Origin of the sequence: Paracoccus sp. MKU1, from assembly GCF_001447385.1 — a bacterium.
Taxonomy (GTDB): Bacteria; Pseudomonadota; Alphaproteobacteria; order Rhodobacterales; family Rhodobacteraceae; genus Paracoccus.
This window is the reverse complement of sequence record NZ_LLWQ01000120.1, coordinates 15,664-31,147: the sequence shown is the minus strand read 5'-3', so window position 1 is coordinate 31,147 and position 15,484 is coordinate 15,664. Positions and strand designations below refer to the sequence as shown.

Sequence of the window (15,484 nt, the reverse complement as noted above, 5' to 3'; positions counted from 1 at the left end):
ACGACGATGCGCCTGGCCGCCCTGATGCTGATCCTGTCCGCAAGTCCCGCGTTTGCCTCCTCCGAGGAAGCCTGGGAGCAGTTCCGCCAGGATGTCGAGAGTGCCTGCACCGCGCTCGCCCCCGATGCGGGCGAGACGGCGATCGAGGTCAACCCCTTCGGCTCGGAAAGCTACGGTGCGGCGTTGCTGATCACCACGTTGGCCGATGGCGGGGTGGACCGCTATGTCTGCATCTATGACAAGCAGGCCGGGACCGCCGAGCTGACCGCGCCCTTCACGCCGCCGCAGGATGTGGTCGGGCCGATGGCCGACCCGGTGGGCAATGTCGCGCCGGTCAAGGACACCCGGACGGACGCGCATCTCGTCAAGCCGTGACGCCGCGCCGGTTGCGCGGCCGCATGGGTATTTAGACAACGGAGAAGATGCTCAGTCCCCGAGTCCGACCAGGGCGCGGGCGAAGTCCCTGGCGTCGAAAGCGTCGAGATCGTCGATCTGCTCGCCCACGCCGATGGCGTGGATCGGCAGGCCGAAACGGTCGGCCAGCGCCACCAGAACGCCGCCGCGCGCGGTGCCGTCCAGCTTGGTCATGACCAGGCCCGAGACCTCGGCCAGCTTCTGGAAGGTCTCGACCTGGCTCAGCGCGTTCTGACCGGTGGTGGCGTCCAGCACCAGCAGGGTGTTGTGCGGCGCCGAGGGGTCCTTCTTGCGGATTACCCGAACGATCTTGGCCAGTTCCTCCATCAGGTCCTGGCGGTTCTGCAAGCGGCCGGCGGTGTCGATCATCAGGAGGTCGGCGCCCTCGGCCTCGGCCCGCACCATGGCGTCGAAGGCGAGGCTGGCCGGGTCGGCACCCTCGGGCGCGGTCATCACCGGCACCCCGGCGCGGCTTCCCCAGACCTGCAATTGCTCGACGGCGGCGGCGCGGAAGGTGTCGCCGGCGGCGATCACCACCTTCTTGCCCGCCGCCTTGAACTGGCTGGCGAGCTTGCCGATGGTCGTGGTCTTGCCCGAGCCGTTCACCCCCACCACCAGCACCACCTGCGGCCGCTTGGGATAGATCGGCAGGGGTTTCGCCACCGGCGTCATGATCCGCGCGATCTCGCCGGCCAGCAGCTCCTTCAGTTCGGTGGCCGAGATGCGGCGGCCCATGCGGCCTTCGGCGATATTGGCGGTGACGCGTAGTGCGGTCTCGACGCCCATGTCGGCTTGGATCAGCATCTCCTCGAGCTGCTCCAGCATCTCGTCATCCAGCTCGCGGCGCGGCTCGGCAAGGGCGGGCGCGTGGCCGAACAGACGCCCCAGCACACCCGGACGCGTGCCGGGCGATGCGGCAGGATCGGCGGCAGGCTGGGGTTCCCGCGTCGGGATCGGCATGGGCTGCGCCGCCGGGGCTGGCGCTGGCGCCAGCCCGGCAGGCTGGTCGGGTGCCGATGCCGGCTTTTCTCCGTCCACGCCGTCCGAGACGATGTCGTCCAGCCCTGCGCCGATCTTCGACGAGGACCGTGTCAGCCGGTCGCGCAGCTTCGAGAAAAACGACATGCACCCATCCTTCTGTCTGTCGGGCAGAACCTAGGCACTCTTGTCCGAAAGGAAAAGGGCGCCCTGAAACGGACGCCCCTTCTTTCGTGCCCAAATATCCCGGGGTGTGGGGCAGAGCCCCACGGAGCGCGCAATCAGGCCTTGCTCAGGTAGATGTCCACCAGCTTTTGCAGCATCTCCAGTGCATCCTCGCGCGAGCGCTGGAAGCTGTTGCGGCCGATGATCGAGCCGTTGCCACCGCCGTCGCGGATGGCGCGCGCATCGTCATAGACCGCATCGGCGCCCTTGGCCGCGCCGCCCGAGAACACCACGATGCGGCGGCCGTTGAAGGCCGATTGCATGCAATGCTCGACGCGCTTGGCCTGGGTCGAGATGTCGATGCCCTTGGCTTCATACACCTTTTTCGCCTCGCCCAGCTCAAGATGGTCGGTCGAAAGCTTGATCTTGATGACATGCGCACCGATCAGCGCCGCGATCTGGGCAGCATAGGCGGCGATGTCGATGGCGGTCTCGCCGTCCTTGGAAATCGCCTCGCCGCGCGGATAGGACCAGATCACCGTCGCCACGCCCTTGGCGGCGGCTTCCTTGCGCATCTCGACGATCTCCTCGATCATGTCGAGCGCCATGTCCGAGCCCGGATAGATGGTGAAGCCGATGGCGGAGCAGCCCAGCCGCAGCGCGTCATCGACCGAGGCGGTGATCGCCTGGTTCTTGCCGGCGGTGTCGGACATCAGCGAATTGGCCGAGTTTACCTTCAGGATCGTCGGGATCTGGCCGGCGAAGGTGTCGGCGCCCGCCTCGATCATGCCCAGCGGCGCGGCATAGGCGTTCAGCCCCGCGTCGATGGCCAGCTGGTAATGGTAATGCGGGTCATAGCCGGCCGGGTTCGGGGCGAAGCTGCGCGCCGGGCCGTGCTCGAAACCCTGGTCCACCGGCAGGATGATCATCTTGCCGGTGCCGGCCAGCTTGCCGGTCATCAGCATGCGGGCCAGCTGGGCCTTCACACCCGGCGCTTCGCCCTCGTAATTGGCGAGGATCTTGCGGACGGTATCGGTCATCTGCATCGGGAACTCCATGTCTGAATGCGGGCTGCTTAGCAGACCCGCCGGCAAGGGCAATCGCGATTGCGCTAACGGAACCCGTGGCCGCATTTCGGCGTTGTTCCGCTGTCAGAATTGGGGGGAATTCCCATGGCAAACGAAGATCCCGCTGGCATTCCCGAACAGATCCGCCAGAACCGGCCCTTTTTCCTGGTGCTGGGGCTGGCCTTCGTGATTTCGATCGGGGCCTTTCTCTATATCCTGTTCCTCGATACCGACTCGCGCGATGTCGGGCGCAACGCGCCGCCCGCCGTGACCGCGCCCGCAACGCCGACGGGCGAAGCCGCAACTATGGGTGACGCCGCACCGGCACAGGGGAACTGATCCCGCATCTGGCAGGGGCTCGCCCGTGCCCCTGTCGCACAGCCTTGTGTTGCACAGCCTTGGCGGGAATCGCCCTGCGGTGACCTTGGCTGGACCATCGATGAAAAAGGGGCCGCGAAGGCCCCTTTTTCACATTGTCGCCAGCGGGCGGGTTTCAGCGTTTGCGCAGTGCCGCCACGCCGGGCAGTTCCTTGCCCTCCATCCATTCCAGGAAGGCGCCGCCGGCGGTCGAGATGAAGGTGAAGTCGCCCGAGACGCCGGCCTTGTTCAGCGCCGCCACCGTGTCGCCGCCGCCGGCGACCGAGATCAGCTTCTCCTCGCGGGTCAGCTGCGCGGCCTCCTGCGCCGCGGCATTGGTCGCGGCGTCGAAGGGCGGGATTTCGAAGGCGCCGAGCGGGCCGTTCCAGATCAGCGTGCGGCAGGTCTCGAAGACCTCGCGGATCTTCGCCACCGTCGCAGGGCCGGCGTCGAGGATCATCGCATCGGCCGGGCAGGCATCCACCGCCACGGTCTCGCTGGCAGCGCCGGCCTTGAACTCGCGCGCCACCACCACGTCCACCGGCAGGTGGATGGTGCAGCCGGCCTTCTCGGCCTTGCCGAGGATGTCGCGCGCGGTGTCGGCCATGTCGCGCTCGGCCAGCGACTTGCCGACCTCGATGCCCTGGGCGACCAGGAAAGTGTTCGCCATGCCGCCGCCGATGACCAGGTGGTCCACCTTCTCGATCAGGTTGCCGAGCAGGTCGAGCTTGGTCGAGACCTTGGCCCCGCCGACCACCGCCACCACCGGGCGCTGCGGATTGCCGAGCGCGGCGTCCAGCGCCTTCAGCTCCGCCTCCATCAGCCGGCCGGCGGCAGCGGGCAGCAGCCGCGCGATCCCCTCGGTCGAGGCATGGGCGCGGTGCGCGGCGGAAAAGGCGTCGTTCACATAGGCCTGACCCAGCGCGGCCAGCGAGGCGGCGAAGGTCGCGTCGTTGCTTTCCTCGCCCGGATAGAAGCGGGTGTTTTCCAAGAGCAGCACGTCGCCCTTGGCGAGATCGGCCACGGCGCGCTTCGCGGGGCCGCCGATGGCCTCGTCCGAGAATTTCACCGGCTGGCCAAGCGCCTTCTCCAGCGCCGGGATCACCACCTTCAGGCTCATGCTGTCCACACGCTGGCCCTTGGGGCGGTCGAAATGCGCCAACAGCACCGGGATGCCGCCCTTGGCCTGGATGTCCTTGACGGTCGGCACGATCTTTTCGATCCTCGTGGCATCGGTGACCTGGCCGTTCTCGACCGGGACGTTCACGTCCACGCGGACAAGCACCACCTTGCCGTCAAGATCCAGGTCGTCGATCGTGTTGAAATCCGCCATGCTCTCGTCCCTTTCCTGATGGGCTCCGGCGCCCGTGCGGGTTTTCCCGCATCATGACATTTTCGTCAACCGGCCGCGCAACCCTGCCCGGCGGCGAACCGCCCGGCAATGGCGGCGTTGTATGGGCCGGGCGAAATGCTTATGCCTTTTGCCAAGCCATCAGAAGGAGACCCCCATGGCCGAGATCAAGGATCCCGAGAACACGGTCATCATCGAGCTGAAGGACGGCCCGGTGGTGATCGAGCTGCTGCCCGACGTGGCGCCCAAGCATGCCGAGCGCATGAAGGAACTGGCCCGGGCCGGGAAATACGACAACGTGGCCTTCCACCGCGTGATCGAGGGCTTCATGGCCCAGACCGGCGACGTGGAACATGCCAACATGGAAAACAACTACAATCCGGGCCGCGCCGGCACCGGCGGCTCGGACCTGCCGGACCTGCCGGCCGAGTTCTCGCGTCTGCCGCATGACCGCGGCACGCTGGGCGCGGCGCGCTCGATGAACCCGAACTCGGCCAACAGCCAGTTCTTCATCAATTTCAAGGACAACCATTTCCTGAACGGCCAATACACCGTCTACGGCCGGGTGATCGAGGGCATGGAGCATGTCGACAAGATCGCCCGCGGCGAGCCGCCGGCGAATCCCGACCGGATGATCTCGGTGAAGGTGGCGGCCGATGTGGAATAAGCTGCTGGTTTCCGCGCTGCTGCTGTCGGCCGGCGCCGCCTGGGCCGAGGGCCTGCCGGGCGTCACCGACGGGCCGGGCCCGAACCTGGTGATCGAGGTCGCCGATGCCAAGGGCGCGGCCAAGGGCCGGATCGTGCTGGACCTCTACAACGACAAGGCGCCTAACCATGTCGAACGCCTGGTGACGCTGGCGAAATCGGGCGCCTATGACGGCGTGGTGTTCCATCGCGTGATCGACGGCTTCATGGCCCAGACCGGCGATGTCGCATTCGGCAAGCATGGCGGCGACACCGCGCGGGCGGGCATGGGCGGCTCGAACATGCCGGACCTGGCGGCGGAGTTCAACGATGTCAGCTTCCAGGCCGGCACCGTGGGCATGGCGCGCTCGCAGGATCCGAACAGCGCCAACAGCCAGTTCTTCATCGACCTGGCACCGGCGACCTTCCTGGACGGGCAATATACCGTAGTCGGCCAGCTGGTCGATGGCTGGGACGTGCTGAACGCGATCAAGAAGGGCGATCCGGCCGCCAATGGCGCCGTGGTCGAGCCCGACTACATGGTCAAGGTGACGGTCGAGGAGTAAGGCCGCCGCCCGACCCGAAAGCCCCGCCCCGTGCGGGGCTTTTCTTCAAGGAGCTTCCCGCATGACCACGCTTTACATCGACGCCGATGCCTGTCCGGTCAAGGCCGAGGCCGAACGGGTCGCGACCCGGCTGCGCGTGCCGATGGTGCTGGTCTGCAATGGCGGGCTGCGGCCGCCGGCCAATCCGCTGCTGTCGCTGGTGATCGTGCCCGAGGGGCCGGATGCGGCCGATCAATGGATCGCGGCGCGTTGCGGCCCCGGCGATGTGGTGGTCACCACCGACCTGCCGCTGGCCGACCGCTGCCTCAAGGCCGGCGCGCAGGTCGTGCAGCCCGACGGCGAGGTGCTGACCCCGGCCAATATCGGTCCGCGGCTGGCCACCCGGGACCTGATGCAGGACATCCGCGCCGCCGATCCGTTCCACCAGGGCCGGGGCGGCGGTTTCGGCAAGCCCGAGCGGGCGCGGTTCCTGCAATCGCTGGACCGGGTGATGGCGGCGGCGCTGCGCGCGGGCTAGGGCGCTGGCCATGGACAGCGTATCGCAGGGATGATTTCAGGGCCTATCATGTTCACACGCCGATCCACCCCTTACTGGGCCAGCTTCCTCATCATCCTCCTGACCACCGCCTGGCTGCTCTGGATCGGGCGCGAGCCGATCTGCACATGCGGTTATGTCAAGCTCTGGCACGGCGAGACGATGAGTTCCGAGAACTCGCAGCATCTGACCGACTGGTATACGCCCTCGCACATCATCCACGGGTTGTTGTTCTATGCCGGGTTGTGGCTGGTGGCGCGGCGCCTGTCTTTCGGCTGGCGGCTGGCGATCGCGACGCTGGTCGAATCCGCCTGGGAGATCGTCGAGAATTCCGACGCGATCATCGAACGCTATCGCGCGGTGACCATCTCGCTGGACTATTACGGCGACAGCGTGATCAATTCGGTGGCCGACATCGTGGCGATGGTGCTGGGCTTTGCGCTGGCGGCGCGGTTGCCGGTCTGGGCCTCGGTCGCCATGGCGATCGGATTCGAGGCGCTGACCACCTGGCTGATCCGCGACGGGCTGACGCTGAACGTGCTGATGCTGCTTTGGCCGCTGGAGGCGGTGAAGGCCTGGCAGGGCGGATGATGCGAGGGGCCGTCCGGCGCAGCCCCCCTTTTGTGTCGCACCCCGAAGCGAGACAGCCCTGTTCCCAACACGACCAACCTGGCCTTGGCTTCGAGGCTTCCGCCACAGCGGCGGGAACTGATTTCAGAACCAAGCCTTCTTGTCTATCTCATAGGTTTGGTAAAAATCCTCGTCGGACTTGGTCAGATAGATTATTCCTTCGATGAAAGCGATAATTCCAACTATGAAAGTGGGAATGAACAGCAGGATGGCACCCAGCACGGAAACCAGTAGCATGATAATGCCAGCAGTCGTTTGGCCCAGATAGAACTTGTGGATGCCAAGCCCGCCCAAGAAAAGCGCCAGCAGGCCCGCAGCCACCTTGGACTTTTCGCCTACTTGTCCCGCGGAAGGCGCAACGGGGTAGATGGCGGTCGCCTGGTCTTCAACCGCCTCGAAATCGACATTGACCCCGGCGCGAATCTTCTCAAAATTATTCTGCACGTCCACACCCTTGAACGTATACCGAACGCCATCGCCCCCGCTGATGATCCCGGATCCACTTCTCGGATCGAAGTCCAGAACGCTGCCACGCATTAACGCTACCCTTTGTTAAAGTTACGAATCATCTAATATGAAAAAATAAAGAACCTGGAAAGATCAAGAATATTCTCGACAGCCAAACGGCCGGTAACTGCGACGTTTTGCGTGGCCGCTGTCATCTAAAAAAGCCGGGATTAAAAAAGGCCGGAATCGCCCCGCCCTTCGCTTATCCCACCTGCACCATGCGGTGTTTCTTCTTGCCGACCGAGACTTTCAGCCCGTTGCCGATCAGCGCCGCATCGACGGCAAGCTGGGGATCGGACACGGCCTCGTTGTTCAGCCGCAGCCCACCCTCGGCGATCAGGCGCTTGGCCTCTTTCCCCGAGGCGGTGATGCCGGTCTGCGCCAGAAGCTGCACTACGGTCAGGCCCGAGGCCAGCGCATCGGCGCCGATGGTCACCACCTCCAGATCGCCGCCGGCGCCGCCCTGTTCGAAAACCTCGCGGGCGGTCGCCTCGGCTGATGCGGCGGCTTCGGCGCCGTGCAGCAGCGTCGTGACCTCATTGGCCAGGATGATCTTGGCGGCGTTGATCTCGGAGCCGGAAAGCCGGCCGAGGCGGTCGCATTCCTCGACCGGCAGCTCGGTATAGAGCTTCAGGAAGCGGCCGACATCGGCGTCGGTGGTGTTGCGCCAGAACTGCCAGAACTCGTAGGGCGACAGCATGGCGCCGTTCAGCCAGACCGCGCCGCCGGCCGACTTGCCCATCTTGCGCCCGTCCGAGGTGGTCAGCAAGGGCGAGGTCAGGCCCCAGATCTCGGCATCCAGCACCCGGCGGGTCAGGTCGATGCCGTTGACGATATTGCCCCATTGATCCGAGCCGCCCATCTGCAACCGGCAGCCATAACGCCGGTAAAGCTCGAGGAAGTCATAGGCTTGCAGGATCATGTAGTTGAATTCGAGGAAGCTCAGCGACTGCTCGCGATCCAAGCGCGACTTGACCGATTCAAACGACAGCATCCGGTTGACCGAGAAATGCCGGCCGATGTCGCGCAGGAAATCCAGATAGTTCAGGTTGTCCAGCCATTCGGCGTTGTTGAGCATCATCGCGCGTCCCTCGCCATAGTCGAGGTAGCGGGCGAAGACCTGCTGCATGCCGTCGATGTTCGACTGGATCGCCTCCGGGGTCAGCAGCGGGCGCTCCTCGCTGCGGAAGGAGGGGTCGCCGACCTTGGTGGTGCCGCCGCCCATCAGCGTGATCGGGCGGTTGCCGGTCTTCTGGAACCAGCGCAGCATCATGATGTTCAAGAGGTGCCCGACATGCAGGCTGGCCGCGGTCGCGTCATAACCGATATATGCCGTCACCGGCCCGCTGACGAGGGCTTCGTCCAGCGCCTGCATGTCGGTGCAGTCCGCCAGATAGCCACGCTCGATCATCACGTTCAGGAAATCGGATTTGGCACGGTAGGTCATGGGCTGTTCCTTTCGACTGGCGCGGATATACCGGGGGAAAGGCCGAAGGGAAAGCAGGATGATCCGGGCGCTGGGGATGATGTCGGGAACCTCGCTGGACGGGGTGGACGCGGCGATGATCGAGACCGACGGACGGCGCATCGCCGGATTCGGCCGCAGCGCCTATCGTGCCTATTCCGGCAATGAATCGGGGCTGCTGCATGCGGCGCTGGGGCAATGGCCGGACGGGCCGGACGTGGCGGAGGCGGCCGAGCTTTCGGTCGCCGCCCATGCCGCGCTGGCCGAGGGTTTTCCCGAGGCGGAGCTGGTCGGCTATCACGGCCAGACGCTGGCGCACGATCCGGGGGGGCGCGGCACGCATCAGGCCGGGGACGGCGCGTTGCTGGCGCGCAAGCTGGACCGGCCGGTGGTGTGGGATTTCCGGTCCGAGGATGTGCGGCTGGGCGGCGAGGGCGCGCCGCTGGCGCCTTTCTTTCACTGGGCTTGCGCGGAATGGGCGATGGGGCAGGGGCTTCTGCCGCGTGCCCCGGTCGGCTTCCTGAACCTGGGCGGGGTGGGCAACCTGACCTGGGTCGATCCGGGCGCCGGGGCGCCCGAGGCGTCGGGGGCCTGCATCGCCTTTGACACCGGACCGGCCAATGCGCCGGTGAACGACCTGATGCGCGCCCGGCGCGGGCTGGCGCGGGACGAGGGCGGGCGGCTCGCCATGCAGGGCCGTCCGGACGAGAGGGTCATCGCCCGCTTCCTGCGCCATCCGCATTTCGCCCGGCCCGTGCCGAAATCGCTGGATCGTGACGCGTTTCCGGAGCTCGCGGCCGAGGTCGCGGGGCTGTCCGATGCCGATGCGGCGGCGACGCTGACCCATGCGGCGGCGGCGGCGGTGGCGGCGGGGGTGGCGGTCTTGGACCGGGCGCCGGAACTGGTCCTGGTCTGCGGCGGCGGCCGTCACAATGTCGCGATGATGGCGGCGCTGGCGCAGCGGCTGCCGGTCCGGGTCGCCCCGGTCGAGGAGGCCGGGCTCGACGGCGACATGCTCGAGGCGCAGGCCTTCGGCTGGCTGGCGGTGCGGGTGCTGCGCGGCCTGCCGACCTCGGGGCCCGGCACCACGGGGGCGCCGGGGCCGGTCTGCGGCGGGCGGATCAGCCATCCGCCGCGGCGCTGAGGCCGGCCGAAAGCCGCGTCACGTTCACAAGCGGATTTCCGCCTTGTGATTGTTTCGGCACCATTTCATGGGAACGATGCCGCGAATGCGGGCGTTGGGCGGACATATGACGGCTCTGCGCCGTCCGTAACAACGACAACCGGAAAGGACATCGTCCATGAAACCTCTTGTCATCGCCGCCACCACCTTGGCCCTGGCCAGCCCCGTCTTTGCCCAGACCGAAACCACCCCGCCGCCCGAGATGCCGGCCGAGCAGGTCGAGGATGCCGCCACCGCGGCCGAAAGCGCCGCCGATCAGGCCGAGCAGGCCGCCGAACAGGCGGAACAGGCCGCCGATCAGGCTGCCGAGGAAACCGGCGACGCCGCCGCCCAGGCCGCCGATGATGCGGCCGATGCCGCCGACGCGGCCAGCGATGCCGCCAATGATGCGACCGGGGCTGCCGCGGAAACCGGAATGGCCCCGGATGCACCCGCCGGCGATGCGGTGCCCGAGGCGGCCGAGGATGCTGCCGATGCCGCAAGCGACGCCGCCGATGCTGCTGCGGATGCGGCGGCTGAGGCGCCGGTCACGCCGCCCGACGTCAATCCGCCGGCGATCTCCGAGGCCGAGCCGGGCGTGCTGTCGAGCTGGCTGACCAGCCGCCGGATCTGGACCACCAACCAGCCCTCGACCACCGAATGGGTCGATCCCGCGGTCGAGGAGCGCCCGGCCGAATGGCAGGACATCGCCAAGGTGAACGACATCGTGCTGGATGATTCGGGCCAGGTCGTCGGCTATGTCGCCGATATCGGCGGCTTCCTGGGCATCGGCGCCAAGAAGGTGTTGCTGGGCGTGGATGCGATCCATCTGGTGACCATCGGCAACGACACCTTCTTTGCCACCAACTACACCAAGGCCGAGCTGGAAGCGCTGCCGGACTTCGACGAAAAGACCGTGCGGAAATAAGGACTCGGGCCATTTCCGAACCGGAGCGGGGCGCCTTTCGGGGCGCCCCGGCGTTTTTTGCGCAAGATCGGCCTTGACGCCACCCGCCCCCATGCGTAAACCCCCTCGCACCCCGGACGGCGATCCGGGGGAAGTGGTCTGCGCGGTTGTAGCTCAGTTGGTTAGAGTACCGGCCTGTCACGCCGGGGGTCGCGGGTTCGAGCCCCGTCAACCGCGCCACCACCACCATATATCGCCGAAAAGATGCGCGGTTGTAGCTCAGTTGGTTAGAGTACCGGCCTGTCACGCCGGGGGTCGCGGGTTCGAGCCCCGTCAACCGCGCCATCTTTCCCCTTGATTGTCCATGGCTTCGCAGCCGCGCTTCCGGCGCGGCTTTTTGAGTATTTGGGGAACGAAGACGCCGGCCGGCGGTCGTGCTTCCAAGCGGCGCTAGGGGCTTTTCAAGCCGTCTCAATTCCCTATGCTGGCCCCCAACACGACGGAGGACGCCATGGCACGCGGAATAGATTACGGCGGAATGATGCACCGGGCCATGCAGCGGCTGATCGCGGATGTGCTGGAGACGGTGGCGAAAGAGGGGCTGCCGGGCGAGCATCATTTCTTCATCACCTTCGACACACGCGATTCGGATGTCGAGATGGCCGACTGGCTGCGCGAGCGCTATCCCGAGGAAATGACCATCGTCATCCAGCATTGGTTCGAGAATCTCTCGGTCACGCCGGAGGGATTCCACATCACGCTGAATTTCGGCAATTCGCCCGAGCCGCTCTATATTCCCTTCGACGCGTTGCGCACCTTCGTGGACCCTTCGGTCGAGTTCGGGCTGCGCTTCGAGAACCACGAGGAAGACGAGGACGAGCCCGAAGACGAGGATGAGGCCGAGCCCGAGGGCCCGGGCGAGGACAGTCCCAAGGGCGGTGCCGAGGTGGTCAGCCTGGATAAATGGCGCAAATGATCCACTGTTAGCGCATGGCATACCACGGCATGCCGATTGCGAATCCCCGCCATCGGGCCTAGAACCCCCGCAACACCGTGAGGGAGCATGCCATGACCAAGACCACCCGCACCGAAACCGACAGCTTCGGCCCGCTGGAGGTGCCCGCCGACAAATATTGGGGCGCCCAGACTCAGCGCTCGATCCAGAACTTCCCGATCGGCTGGGAGAAGCAGCCGGTGCCGATCATCCGCGCCCTGGGCGCGATCAAGCAGGCCGCGGCCGAGGTGAACATGGCCACGGGCAAGCTGGACCCGGAGATCGGCAAGGCCATGGTGCAGGCGGCCGCGGAAGTCGTCGCCGGCAAGTTCGACGACAACTTCCCGCTGGTGGTCTGGCAGACCGGCTCGGGCACCCAGTCGAACATGAACGCCAACGAGGTGATCTCGAACCGCGCCATCGAGATCCTGGGCGGCGAGATGGGCTCGAAGAAGCCGGTTCATCCGAACGACCATGTGAACATGGGCCAAAGCTCGAACGACACCTTCCCGACCGCCATGCATGTCGCCATCGCCATGCAGGCGCGCGACGTGCTGCTGCCGGGGCTGGAAAAGCTGCACAAGGCGCTGGTCGCGAAGTCGGAAGAGTTCAAGGACATCATCAAGATCGGCCGCACCCATACCCAGGACGCGACGCCGCTGACGCTGGGCCAGGAATTCGGCGGCTATGCGCATCAGGTCGCCAAGGGCATCGAACGGGTGAAGCTGGCGCTCGGCGACATCTATGAACTCGCGCAGGGCGGCACCGCCGTCGGCACCGGCCTGAACACCAAGAAGGGCTGGGACACGGCCATCGCCGCCAAGATCGCCGAGATCACCGGCCTGCCCTTCGTCACCGCGCCGAACAAGTTCGAGGCGCTGGCCGCGCATGACGCGATGGTGTTCTTCTCGGGCGCGCTGAAGACCGTTGCGGCTGCGCTGTTCAAGATCGCCAACGACATGCGGCTGCTGGGCTCGGGCCCGCGCTCGGGTCTGGGCGAGCTGATCCTGCCGGAGAACGAGCCGGGCTCGTCGATCATGCCGGGCAAGGTGAACCCGACCCAGGCCGAGGCGCTGACCATGGTTTGCGCCCATGTCATGGGCAATGACGCCGCCATCGGCTTCGCCGGGTCGCAGGGCCATTTCGAGCTGAACGTCTACAACCCGATGATGAGCTACAACGTGCTGCAATCCATGCAGCTTCTGGGCGACGCGGCGGGGTCCTTCACCGACAACATGGTGGTCGGCACCCAGGCGAACATCCCGCGCATCGAGAAACTGATGAAGGAATCGCTGATGCTGGTGACGGCCCTGGCGCCGACCATCGGCTATGACAATGCGACCAAGGTGGCCAAGACTGCGCACAAGAACGGCACCACGCTGCGCGAGGAGGCGATCGCGCTCGGCTTCGTTGATGGCGAGACCTTCGACAGCATCGTCCGCCCCGAGCAGATGATCGGCCCGGAAGACTGATCTTGGCCGGGTCTGGTTCAGACAAGGTCGTGAACCTGCGGGCGGCGCGCAAATCCGCCGCCCGCGATGCCGCCCGCAAGCAGGGCGACGAGAATGCGGCGAAGTTCGGCCGCAACAAATCCCAGAAGCTCGCCGAGAAGGACGCCGCCGCGCGTGCCGCCCGCCATCTGGACCAGCACCGCCGCGAGGATCCCGAGAATGGCGACGAATGATCCACCTGCCGCGGGGCCTTTGCCCCTGGCTCTGCCGCCGATGTCGGCGCCCATCAAGCGCTCGGTCACCATCGGCGGGCATCGCACCTCGGTCAGCCTCGAGGATGCGTTCTGGCGCGAGCTGCGCGAGCTGGCCCGCGCCGGGGGCCGCACCGCCGCGGCGCTGATCGCCGAGATCGACGCCGCCCGCCCGCCCGAGGTGGGGCTGGCCACCGCCTTGCGGCTGTATGTGCTGGCCGAGATCGTCAAGAATCGGGCGTAAAGCTTGCGGCCCCGGCCCTGGCTGACTAAAAGCCGCAGCACATATCCAAATTCCGGGAAATACCATGGCAGGCCATTCCAAATGGGCCAATATCCAGCATCGCAAGGGCAAGCAGGACAAGCTGCGCTCGAAGCTGTTTTCGAAACTGGCCAAAGAAATCACCGTCGCCGCCAAGATGGGCGACCCTGACCCCGAAAAGAACCCGCGGCTTCGCCTTGCGGTGAAGGAAGCCAAGTCGAACTCGATGCCGAAGGACGTGATCGACCGCGCCATCAAGAAATCGCAGGGTGGCGACGCCGAGAACTATGACGAGATCCGTTACGAGGGCTATGGCCCGAACGGCATCGCCATCATCGTCGAGGCGATGACCGACAACCGCAACCGCACGGCGTCCAACGTGCGCAGCTATTTCACCAAATACGGCGGCGACCTGGGCCAGACCGGCTCGGTCAGCTTCATGTTCGACCGCAAAGGCGAGATCCTCTACAAGCCCGAGGCGGGCGATGCCGACACGGTGATGATGGCCGCGATCGAGGCCGGGGCCGAGGATGTCGAAAGCGACGAGGACGGGCACTGGATCTATACTTCGGATACCGACCTGGCCGAGGTGTCGAATGCGCTGGAGGCGTCCTTGGGCGAATCCGAGCATGCCAAGCTGATCTGGAAGCCGCAGGCGCCGACCGAGATCGACCTGGAGACGGCCACGCGGCTGATGAAGCTGATCGATGCGCTGGAAGAGGACGACGACGTGCAGAACGTCACCGGGAATTTCGACATTCCCGAGGATGTGGCGGCGCAGCTTTGATCTTTTGCCTCCGGCGGGGGTATTTGGACAACAGAGAAATCAGGGCCGCAGTTCTGCTGCGGCCCTTTTTCTTATGGCGGCCGTCAGCGGGGCGAGGGCGGGGGCCATGGCGCGCTGCACATGCCAATGCAGCGCCACGTCCAGCGGCAGGTCGGGGACCAGCGGTTGCAGGCGGCCTTGGCGCAGGGCCGCTGCGGCCATGCTCTCGGGGATCATGCCCCAGCCGATGCCGAGTGCGACCGCGCGGGCAAAGGGTTCCGAGGCCGGGATCCGGTGGCCCGGCAGGTGCAGGCGCTTGCCGGTGGCCTTTTGCGCCCAGCGGGATTGCAGCGCGTCCTTGGCGTTGAAGATGACCGCCGGGGCGGCACGCAGGCTGGCCTCGGTCACGCCGTCCGGGAAATGCCGGGCGAGGAAATCCGGCGTGGCCAGCGCCTGATAGCGCATGGCGCCAAGCGGCAGCGCATCGCAGCCCGGCACCGGGTCGGGGTCCGAGCTGATCGCCGCGGAGACCTGGCCCTGGCGCAGCCAGTCGCGCGCATGGTCCTGGTCGTCCAGCACCAGGTCATAGAGCACCGGCAACGCCGTCATCACCGGCGGGAACCAGGTCGCCAGGCTGTCGGCATTGACCGCCAGCCGCAGCACCGCCGGCCCGCCCGAGGGGCGCAGGCTGGCGGCGAGCGTGCCTTCCAGCAGCCGCACCTGGTCGAGATGCTGCATCAGCCGCAGTCCCGTTGCGGTTCCGCTGGCGGGCGGGCCGCGATGGATCAGAACCTGGCCCAGCCGCTCCTCCAGCCCCTTGATGCGTTGCGACACCGCCGAAGGGGTGACGCCGAGCGCCGCGGCCGCCGCCTCGAAGCTGCCGCGGCGGATGATTTCGGACAGGGCGGCAAGGGCGGCGTAGTCGAGCATTAAGGCAGTCTTAATCAGCGTAATGATTTTGAATTTGCCTGA

General features: G+C 66.3%; 19 protein-coding genes and 2 tRNA genes. 15 read left to right on the top strand and 6 right to left on the bottom strand.

The window, feature by feature from the left end; genetic code table 11:
• Positions 1-6: 6 nt before the first annotated feature.
• Positions 7-375, top strand: coding sequence for a hypothetical protein (locus AQY21_RS07785; RefSeq protein WP_058097142.1), 369 nt, complete (start codon positions 7-9; stop codon positions 373-375).
• Between the two features lie 51 nt (positions 376-426).
• Here the strand turns inward: AQY21_RS07785 and ftsY are convergent, their stop codons facing one another.
• Together ftsY and AQY21_RS07775 are read right to left on the bottom strand one after the other, a co-directional pair.
• The gene (gene ftsY, locus AQY21_RS07780; protein WP_058097141.1) at positions 427-1,539 is read right to left on the bottom strand and encodes a signal recognition particle-docking protein FtsY; all 1,113 of its coding nucleotides are present in this window, start codon (positions 1,537-1,539) and stop codon (positions 427-429) included.
• A 134-nt stretch (positions 1,540-1,673) separates the two neighbouring features.
• Positions 1,674-2,603, bottom strand: coding sequence for a class I fructose-bisphosphate aldolase (locus tag AQY21_RS07775; protein WP_058097169.1), 930 nt, complete (start codon positions 2,601-2,603; stop codon positions 1,674-1,676).
• Positions 2,604-2,729: 126 nt separating this feature from the next.
• Between AQY21_RS07775 and AQY21_RS07770 the strand changes: the two genes are divergently transcribed.
• On the top strand, positions 2,730-2,963 hold the full coding sequence (locus AQY21_RS07770) for a hypothetical protein (protein WP_058097140.1): 234 nt from the start codon (positions 2,730-2,732) through the stop codon (positions 2,961-2,963).
• A 154-nt stretch (positions 2,964-3,117) separates the two neighbouring features.
• Here the strand turns inward: AQY21_RS07770 and pgk are convergent, their stop codons facing one another.
• A complete protein-coding gene (gene pgk / locus AQY21_RS07765; RefSeq protein ID WP_058097139.1) occupies positions 3,118-4,314 on the bottom strand; it encodes a phosphoglycerate kinase in 1,197 nt (398 codons plus the stop codon).
• A 175-nt stretch (positions 4,315-4,489) separates the two neighbouring features.
• On the opposite strand from pgk, the gene AQY21_RS07760 reads away from it, so the two are divergent.
• The 4 genes from AQY21_RS07760 to AQY21_RS07745 all read left to right on the top strand — a co-directional run bounded on the left by AQY21_RS07760 (position 4,490) and on the right by AQY21_RS07745 (position 6,708).
• On the top strand, positions 4,490-4,999 hold the full coding sequence (locus AQY21_RS07760; protein ID WP_011748208.1) for a peptidylprolyl isomerase: 510 nt from the start codon (positions 4,490-4,492) through the stop codon (positions 4,997-4,999).
• Positions 4,989-5,582 (top strand): peptidylprolyl isomerase, encoded by a 594-nt coding sequence (locus AQY21_RS07755; protein WP_058097138.1) that lies wholly within the window; start codon positions 4,989-4,991, stop codon positions 5,580-5,582. The genes AQY21_RS07760 and AQY21_RS07755 overlap by 11 nt, the downstream gene beginning before the upstream one ends.
• A 61-nt stretch (positions 5,583-5,643) precedes the next feature.
• Positions 5,644-6,099: a YaiI/YqxD family protein gene (locus tag AQY21_RS07750; protein WP_058097137.1), complete on the top strand. Its 456-nt coding sequence runs from the start codon at positions 5,644-5,646 to the stop codon at positions 6,097-6,099.
• Between the two features lie 48 nt (positions 6,100-6,147).
• Positions 6,148-6,708, top strand: coding sequence for a DUF2585 domain-containing protein (locus AQY21_RS07745; protein ID WP_058097136.1), 561 nt, complete (start codon positions 6,148-6,150; stop codon positions 6,706-6,708).
• 123 nt (positions 6,709-6,831) lie between these two features.
• On the opposite strand, the gene AQY21_RS07740 is transcribed toward AQY21_RS07745, so the two are convergent.
• Complete coding sequence (locus tag AQY21_RS07740) at positions 6,832-7,284, bottom strand: TM2 domain-containing protein (protein WP_058097135.1); 453 nt, start codon at positions 7,282-7,284, stop codon at positions 6,832-6,834.
• A gap of 172 nt (positions 7,285-7,456) precedes the next feature.
• Complete coding sequence (gene tyrS / locus AQY21_RS07735) at positions 7,457-8,701, bottom strand: tyrosine--tRNA ligase (protein ID WP_058097134.1); 1,245 nt, start codon at positions 8,699-8,701, stop codon at positions 7,457-7,459.
• A 58-nt stretch (positions 8,702-8,759) separates the two neighbouring features.
• Between tyrS and AQY21_RS07730 the strand changes: the two genes are divergently transcribed.
• From AQY21_RS07730 to AQY21_RS07690, 9 genes are all read left to right on the top strand, one after another.
• Positions 8,760-9,863 carry an anhydro-N-acetylmuramic acid kinase gene (locus AQY21_RS07730; protein WP_058097133.1) on the top strand — a complete coding sequence of 368 codons (1,104 nt, stop codon included), beginning with the start codon at positions 8,760-8,762 and terminating at the stop codon, positions 9,861-9,863.
• 157 nt (positions 9,864-10,020) lie between these two features.
• Entirely contained in the window at positions 10,021-10,809 is a 789-nt protein-coding gene (locus tag AQY21_RS07725; protein ID WP_058097132.1) for a PRC-barrel domain-containing protein, read from the top strand.
• A gap of 142 nt (positions 10,810-10,951) precedes the next feature.
• A tRNA-Asp gene (locus tag AQY21_RS07720) sits at positions 10,952-11,028 on the top strand.
• A 28-nt stretch (positions 11,029-11,056) separates the two neighbouring features.
• Positions 11,057-11,133 (top strand) — tRNA-Asp (locus AQY21_RS07715).
• A 166-nt stretch (positions 11,134-11,299) separates the two neighbouring features.
• On the top strand, positions 11,300-11,764 hold the full coding sequence (locus AQY21_RS07710) for an SspB family protein (protein WP_058097131.1): 465 nt from the start codon (positions 11,300-11,302) through the stop codon (positions 11,762-11,764).
• Between the two features lie 92 nt (positions 11,765-11,856).
• Positions 11,857-13,254 carry a class II fumarate hydratase gene (fumC, locus tag AQY21_RS07705; protein WP_058097130.1) on the top strand — a complete coding sequence of 466 codons (1,398 nt, stop codon included), beginning with the start codon at positions 11,857-11,859 and terminating at the stop codon, positions 13,252-13,254.
• A gap of 2 nt (positions 13,255-13,256) precedes the next feature.
• Positions 13,257-13,466, top strand: a complete 210-nt coding sequence (locus AQY21_RS07700) for a DUF4169 family protein (RefSeq protein WP_058097129.1) — start codon at positions 13,257-13,259, stop codon at positions 13,464-13,466.
• Positions 13,453-13,728 (top strand): ribbon-helix-helix domain-containing protein, encoded by a 276-nt coding sequence (locus AQY21_RS07695; RefSeq protein ID WP_082658027.1) that lies wholly within the window; start codon positions 13,453-13,455, stop codon positions 13,726-13,728. The genes AQY21_RS07700 and AQY21_RS07695 overlap by 14 nt, the downstream gene beginning before the upstream one ends.
• Before the next feature lie 64 nt (positions 13,729-13,792).
• Positions 13,793-14,533, top strand: a complete 741-nt coding sequence (locus AQY21_RS07690; RefSeq protein WP_058097128.1) for a YebC/PmpR family DNA-binding transcriptional regulator — start codon at positions 13,793-13,795, stop codon at positions 14,531-14,533.
• Between the two features lie 39 nt (positions 14,534-14,572).
• Here AQY21_RS07690 and AQY21_RS07685 read toward each other — a convergent pair whose 3' ends face one another.
• Positions 14,573-15,442, bottom strand: coding sequence for a LysR family transcriptional regulator ArgP (locus AQY21_RS07685; RefSeq protein ID WP_058097127.1), 870 nt, complete (start codon positions 15,440-15,442; stop codon positions 14,573-14,575).
• Positions 15,443-15,484: the final 42 nt, after the last annotated feature.

What these genes read in the sequence shown, in the direction of transcription:
- AQY21_RS07785 (WP_058097142.1), top strand. Translation starts at nt 7, where the DNA reads ATGCGCCTGGCCGCCCTGATGCTGATCCTGTCCGCAAGTCCCGCGTTT.
- ftsY (WP_058097141.1), bottom strand. Translation starts at nt 1,539, where the DNA reads ATGTCGTTTTTCTCGAAGCTGCGCGACCGGCTGACACGGTCCTCGTCG.
- AQY21_RS07775 (WP_058097169.1), bottom strand. Translation starts at nt 2,603, where the DNA reads ATGCAGATGACCGATACCGTCCGCAAGATCCTCGCCAATTACGAGGGC.
- AQY21_RS07770 (WP_058097140.1), top strand. Translation starts at nt 2,730, where the DNA reads ATGGCAAACGAAGATCCCGCTGGCATTCCCGAACAGATCCGCCAGAAC.
- pgk (WP_058097139.1), bottom strand. Translation starts at nt 4,314, where the DNA reads ATGGCGGATTTCAACACGATCGACGACCTGGATCTTGACGGCAAGGTG.
- AQY21_RS07760 (WP_011748208.1), top strand. Translation starts at nt 4,490, where the DNA reads ATGGCCGAGATCAAGGATCCCGAGAACACGGTCATCATCGAGCTGAAG.
- AQY21_RS07755 (WP_058097138.1), top strand. Translation starts at nt 4,989, where the DNA reads ATGTGGAATAAGCTGCTGGTTTCCGCGCTGCTGCTGTCGGCCGGCGCC.
- AQY21_RS07750 (WP_058097137.1), top strand. Translation starts at nt 5,644, where the DNA reads ATGACCACGCTTTACATCGACGCCGATGCCTGTCCGGTCAAGGCCGAG.
- AQY21_RS07745 (WP_058097136.1), top strand. Translation starts at nt 6,148, where the DNA reads ATGTTCACACGCCGATCCACCCCTTACTGGGCCAGCTTCCTCATCATC.
- AQY21_RS07740 (WP_058097135.1), bottom strand. Translation starts at nt 7,284, where the DNA reads ATGCGTGGCAGCGTTCTGGACTTCGATCCGAGAAGTGGATCCGGGATC.
- tyrS (WP_058097134.1), bottom strand. Translation starts at nt 8,701, where the DNA reads ATGACCTACCGTGCCAAATCCGATTTCCTGAACGTGATGATCGAGCGT.
- AQY21_RS07730 (WP_058097133.1), top strand. Translation starts at nt 8,760, where the DNA reads ATGATCCGGGCGCTGGGGATGATGTCGGGAACCTCGCTGGACGGGGTG.
- AQY21_RS07725 (WP_058097132.1), top strand. Translation starts at nt 10,021, where the DNA reads ATGAAACCTCTTGTCATCGCCGCCACCACCTTGGCCCTGGCCAGCCCC.
- AQY21_RS07710 (WP_058097131.1), top strand. Translation starts at nt 11,300, where the DNA reads ATGGCACGCGGAATAGATTACGGCGGAATGATGCACCGGGCCATGCAG.
- fumC (WP_058097130.1), top strand. Translation starts at nt 11,857, where the DNA reads ATGACCAAGACCACCCGCACCGAAACCGACAGCTTCGGCCCGCTGGAG.
- AQY21_RS07695 (WP_082658027.1), top strand. Translation starts at nt 13,453, where the DNA reads ATGGCGACGAATGATCCACCTGCCGCGGGGCCTTTGCCCCTGGCTCTG.
- AQY21_RS07690 (WP_058097128.1), top strand. Translation starts at nt 13,793, where the DNA reads ATGGCAGGCCATTCCAAATGGGCCAATATCCAGCATCGCAAGGGCAAG.
- AQY21_RS07685 (WP_058097127.1), bottom strand. Translation starts at nt 15,442, where the DNA reads ATGCTCGACTACGCCGCCCTTGCCGCCCTGTCCGAAATCATCCGCCGC.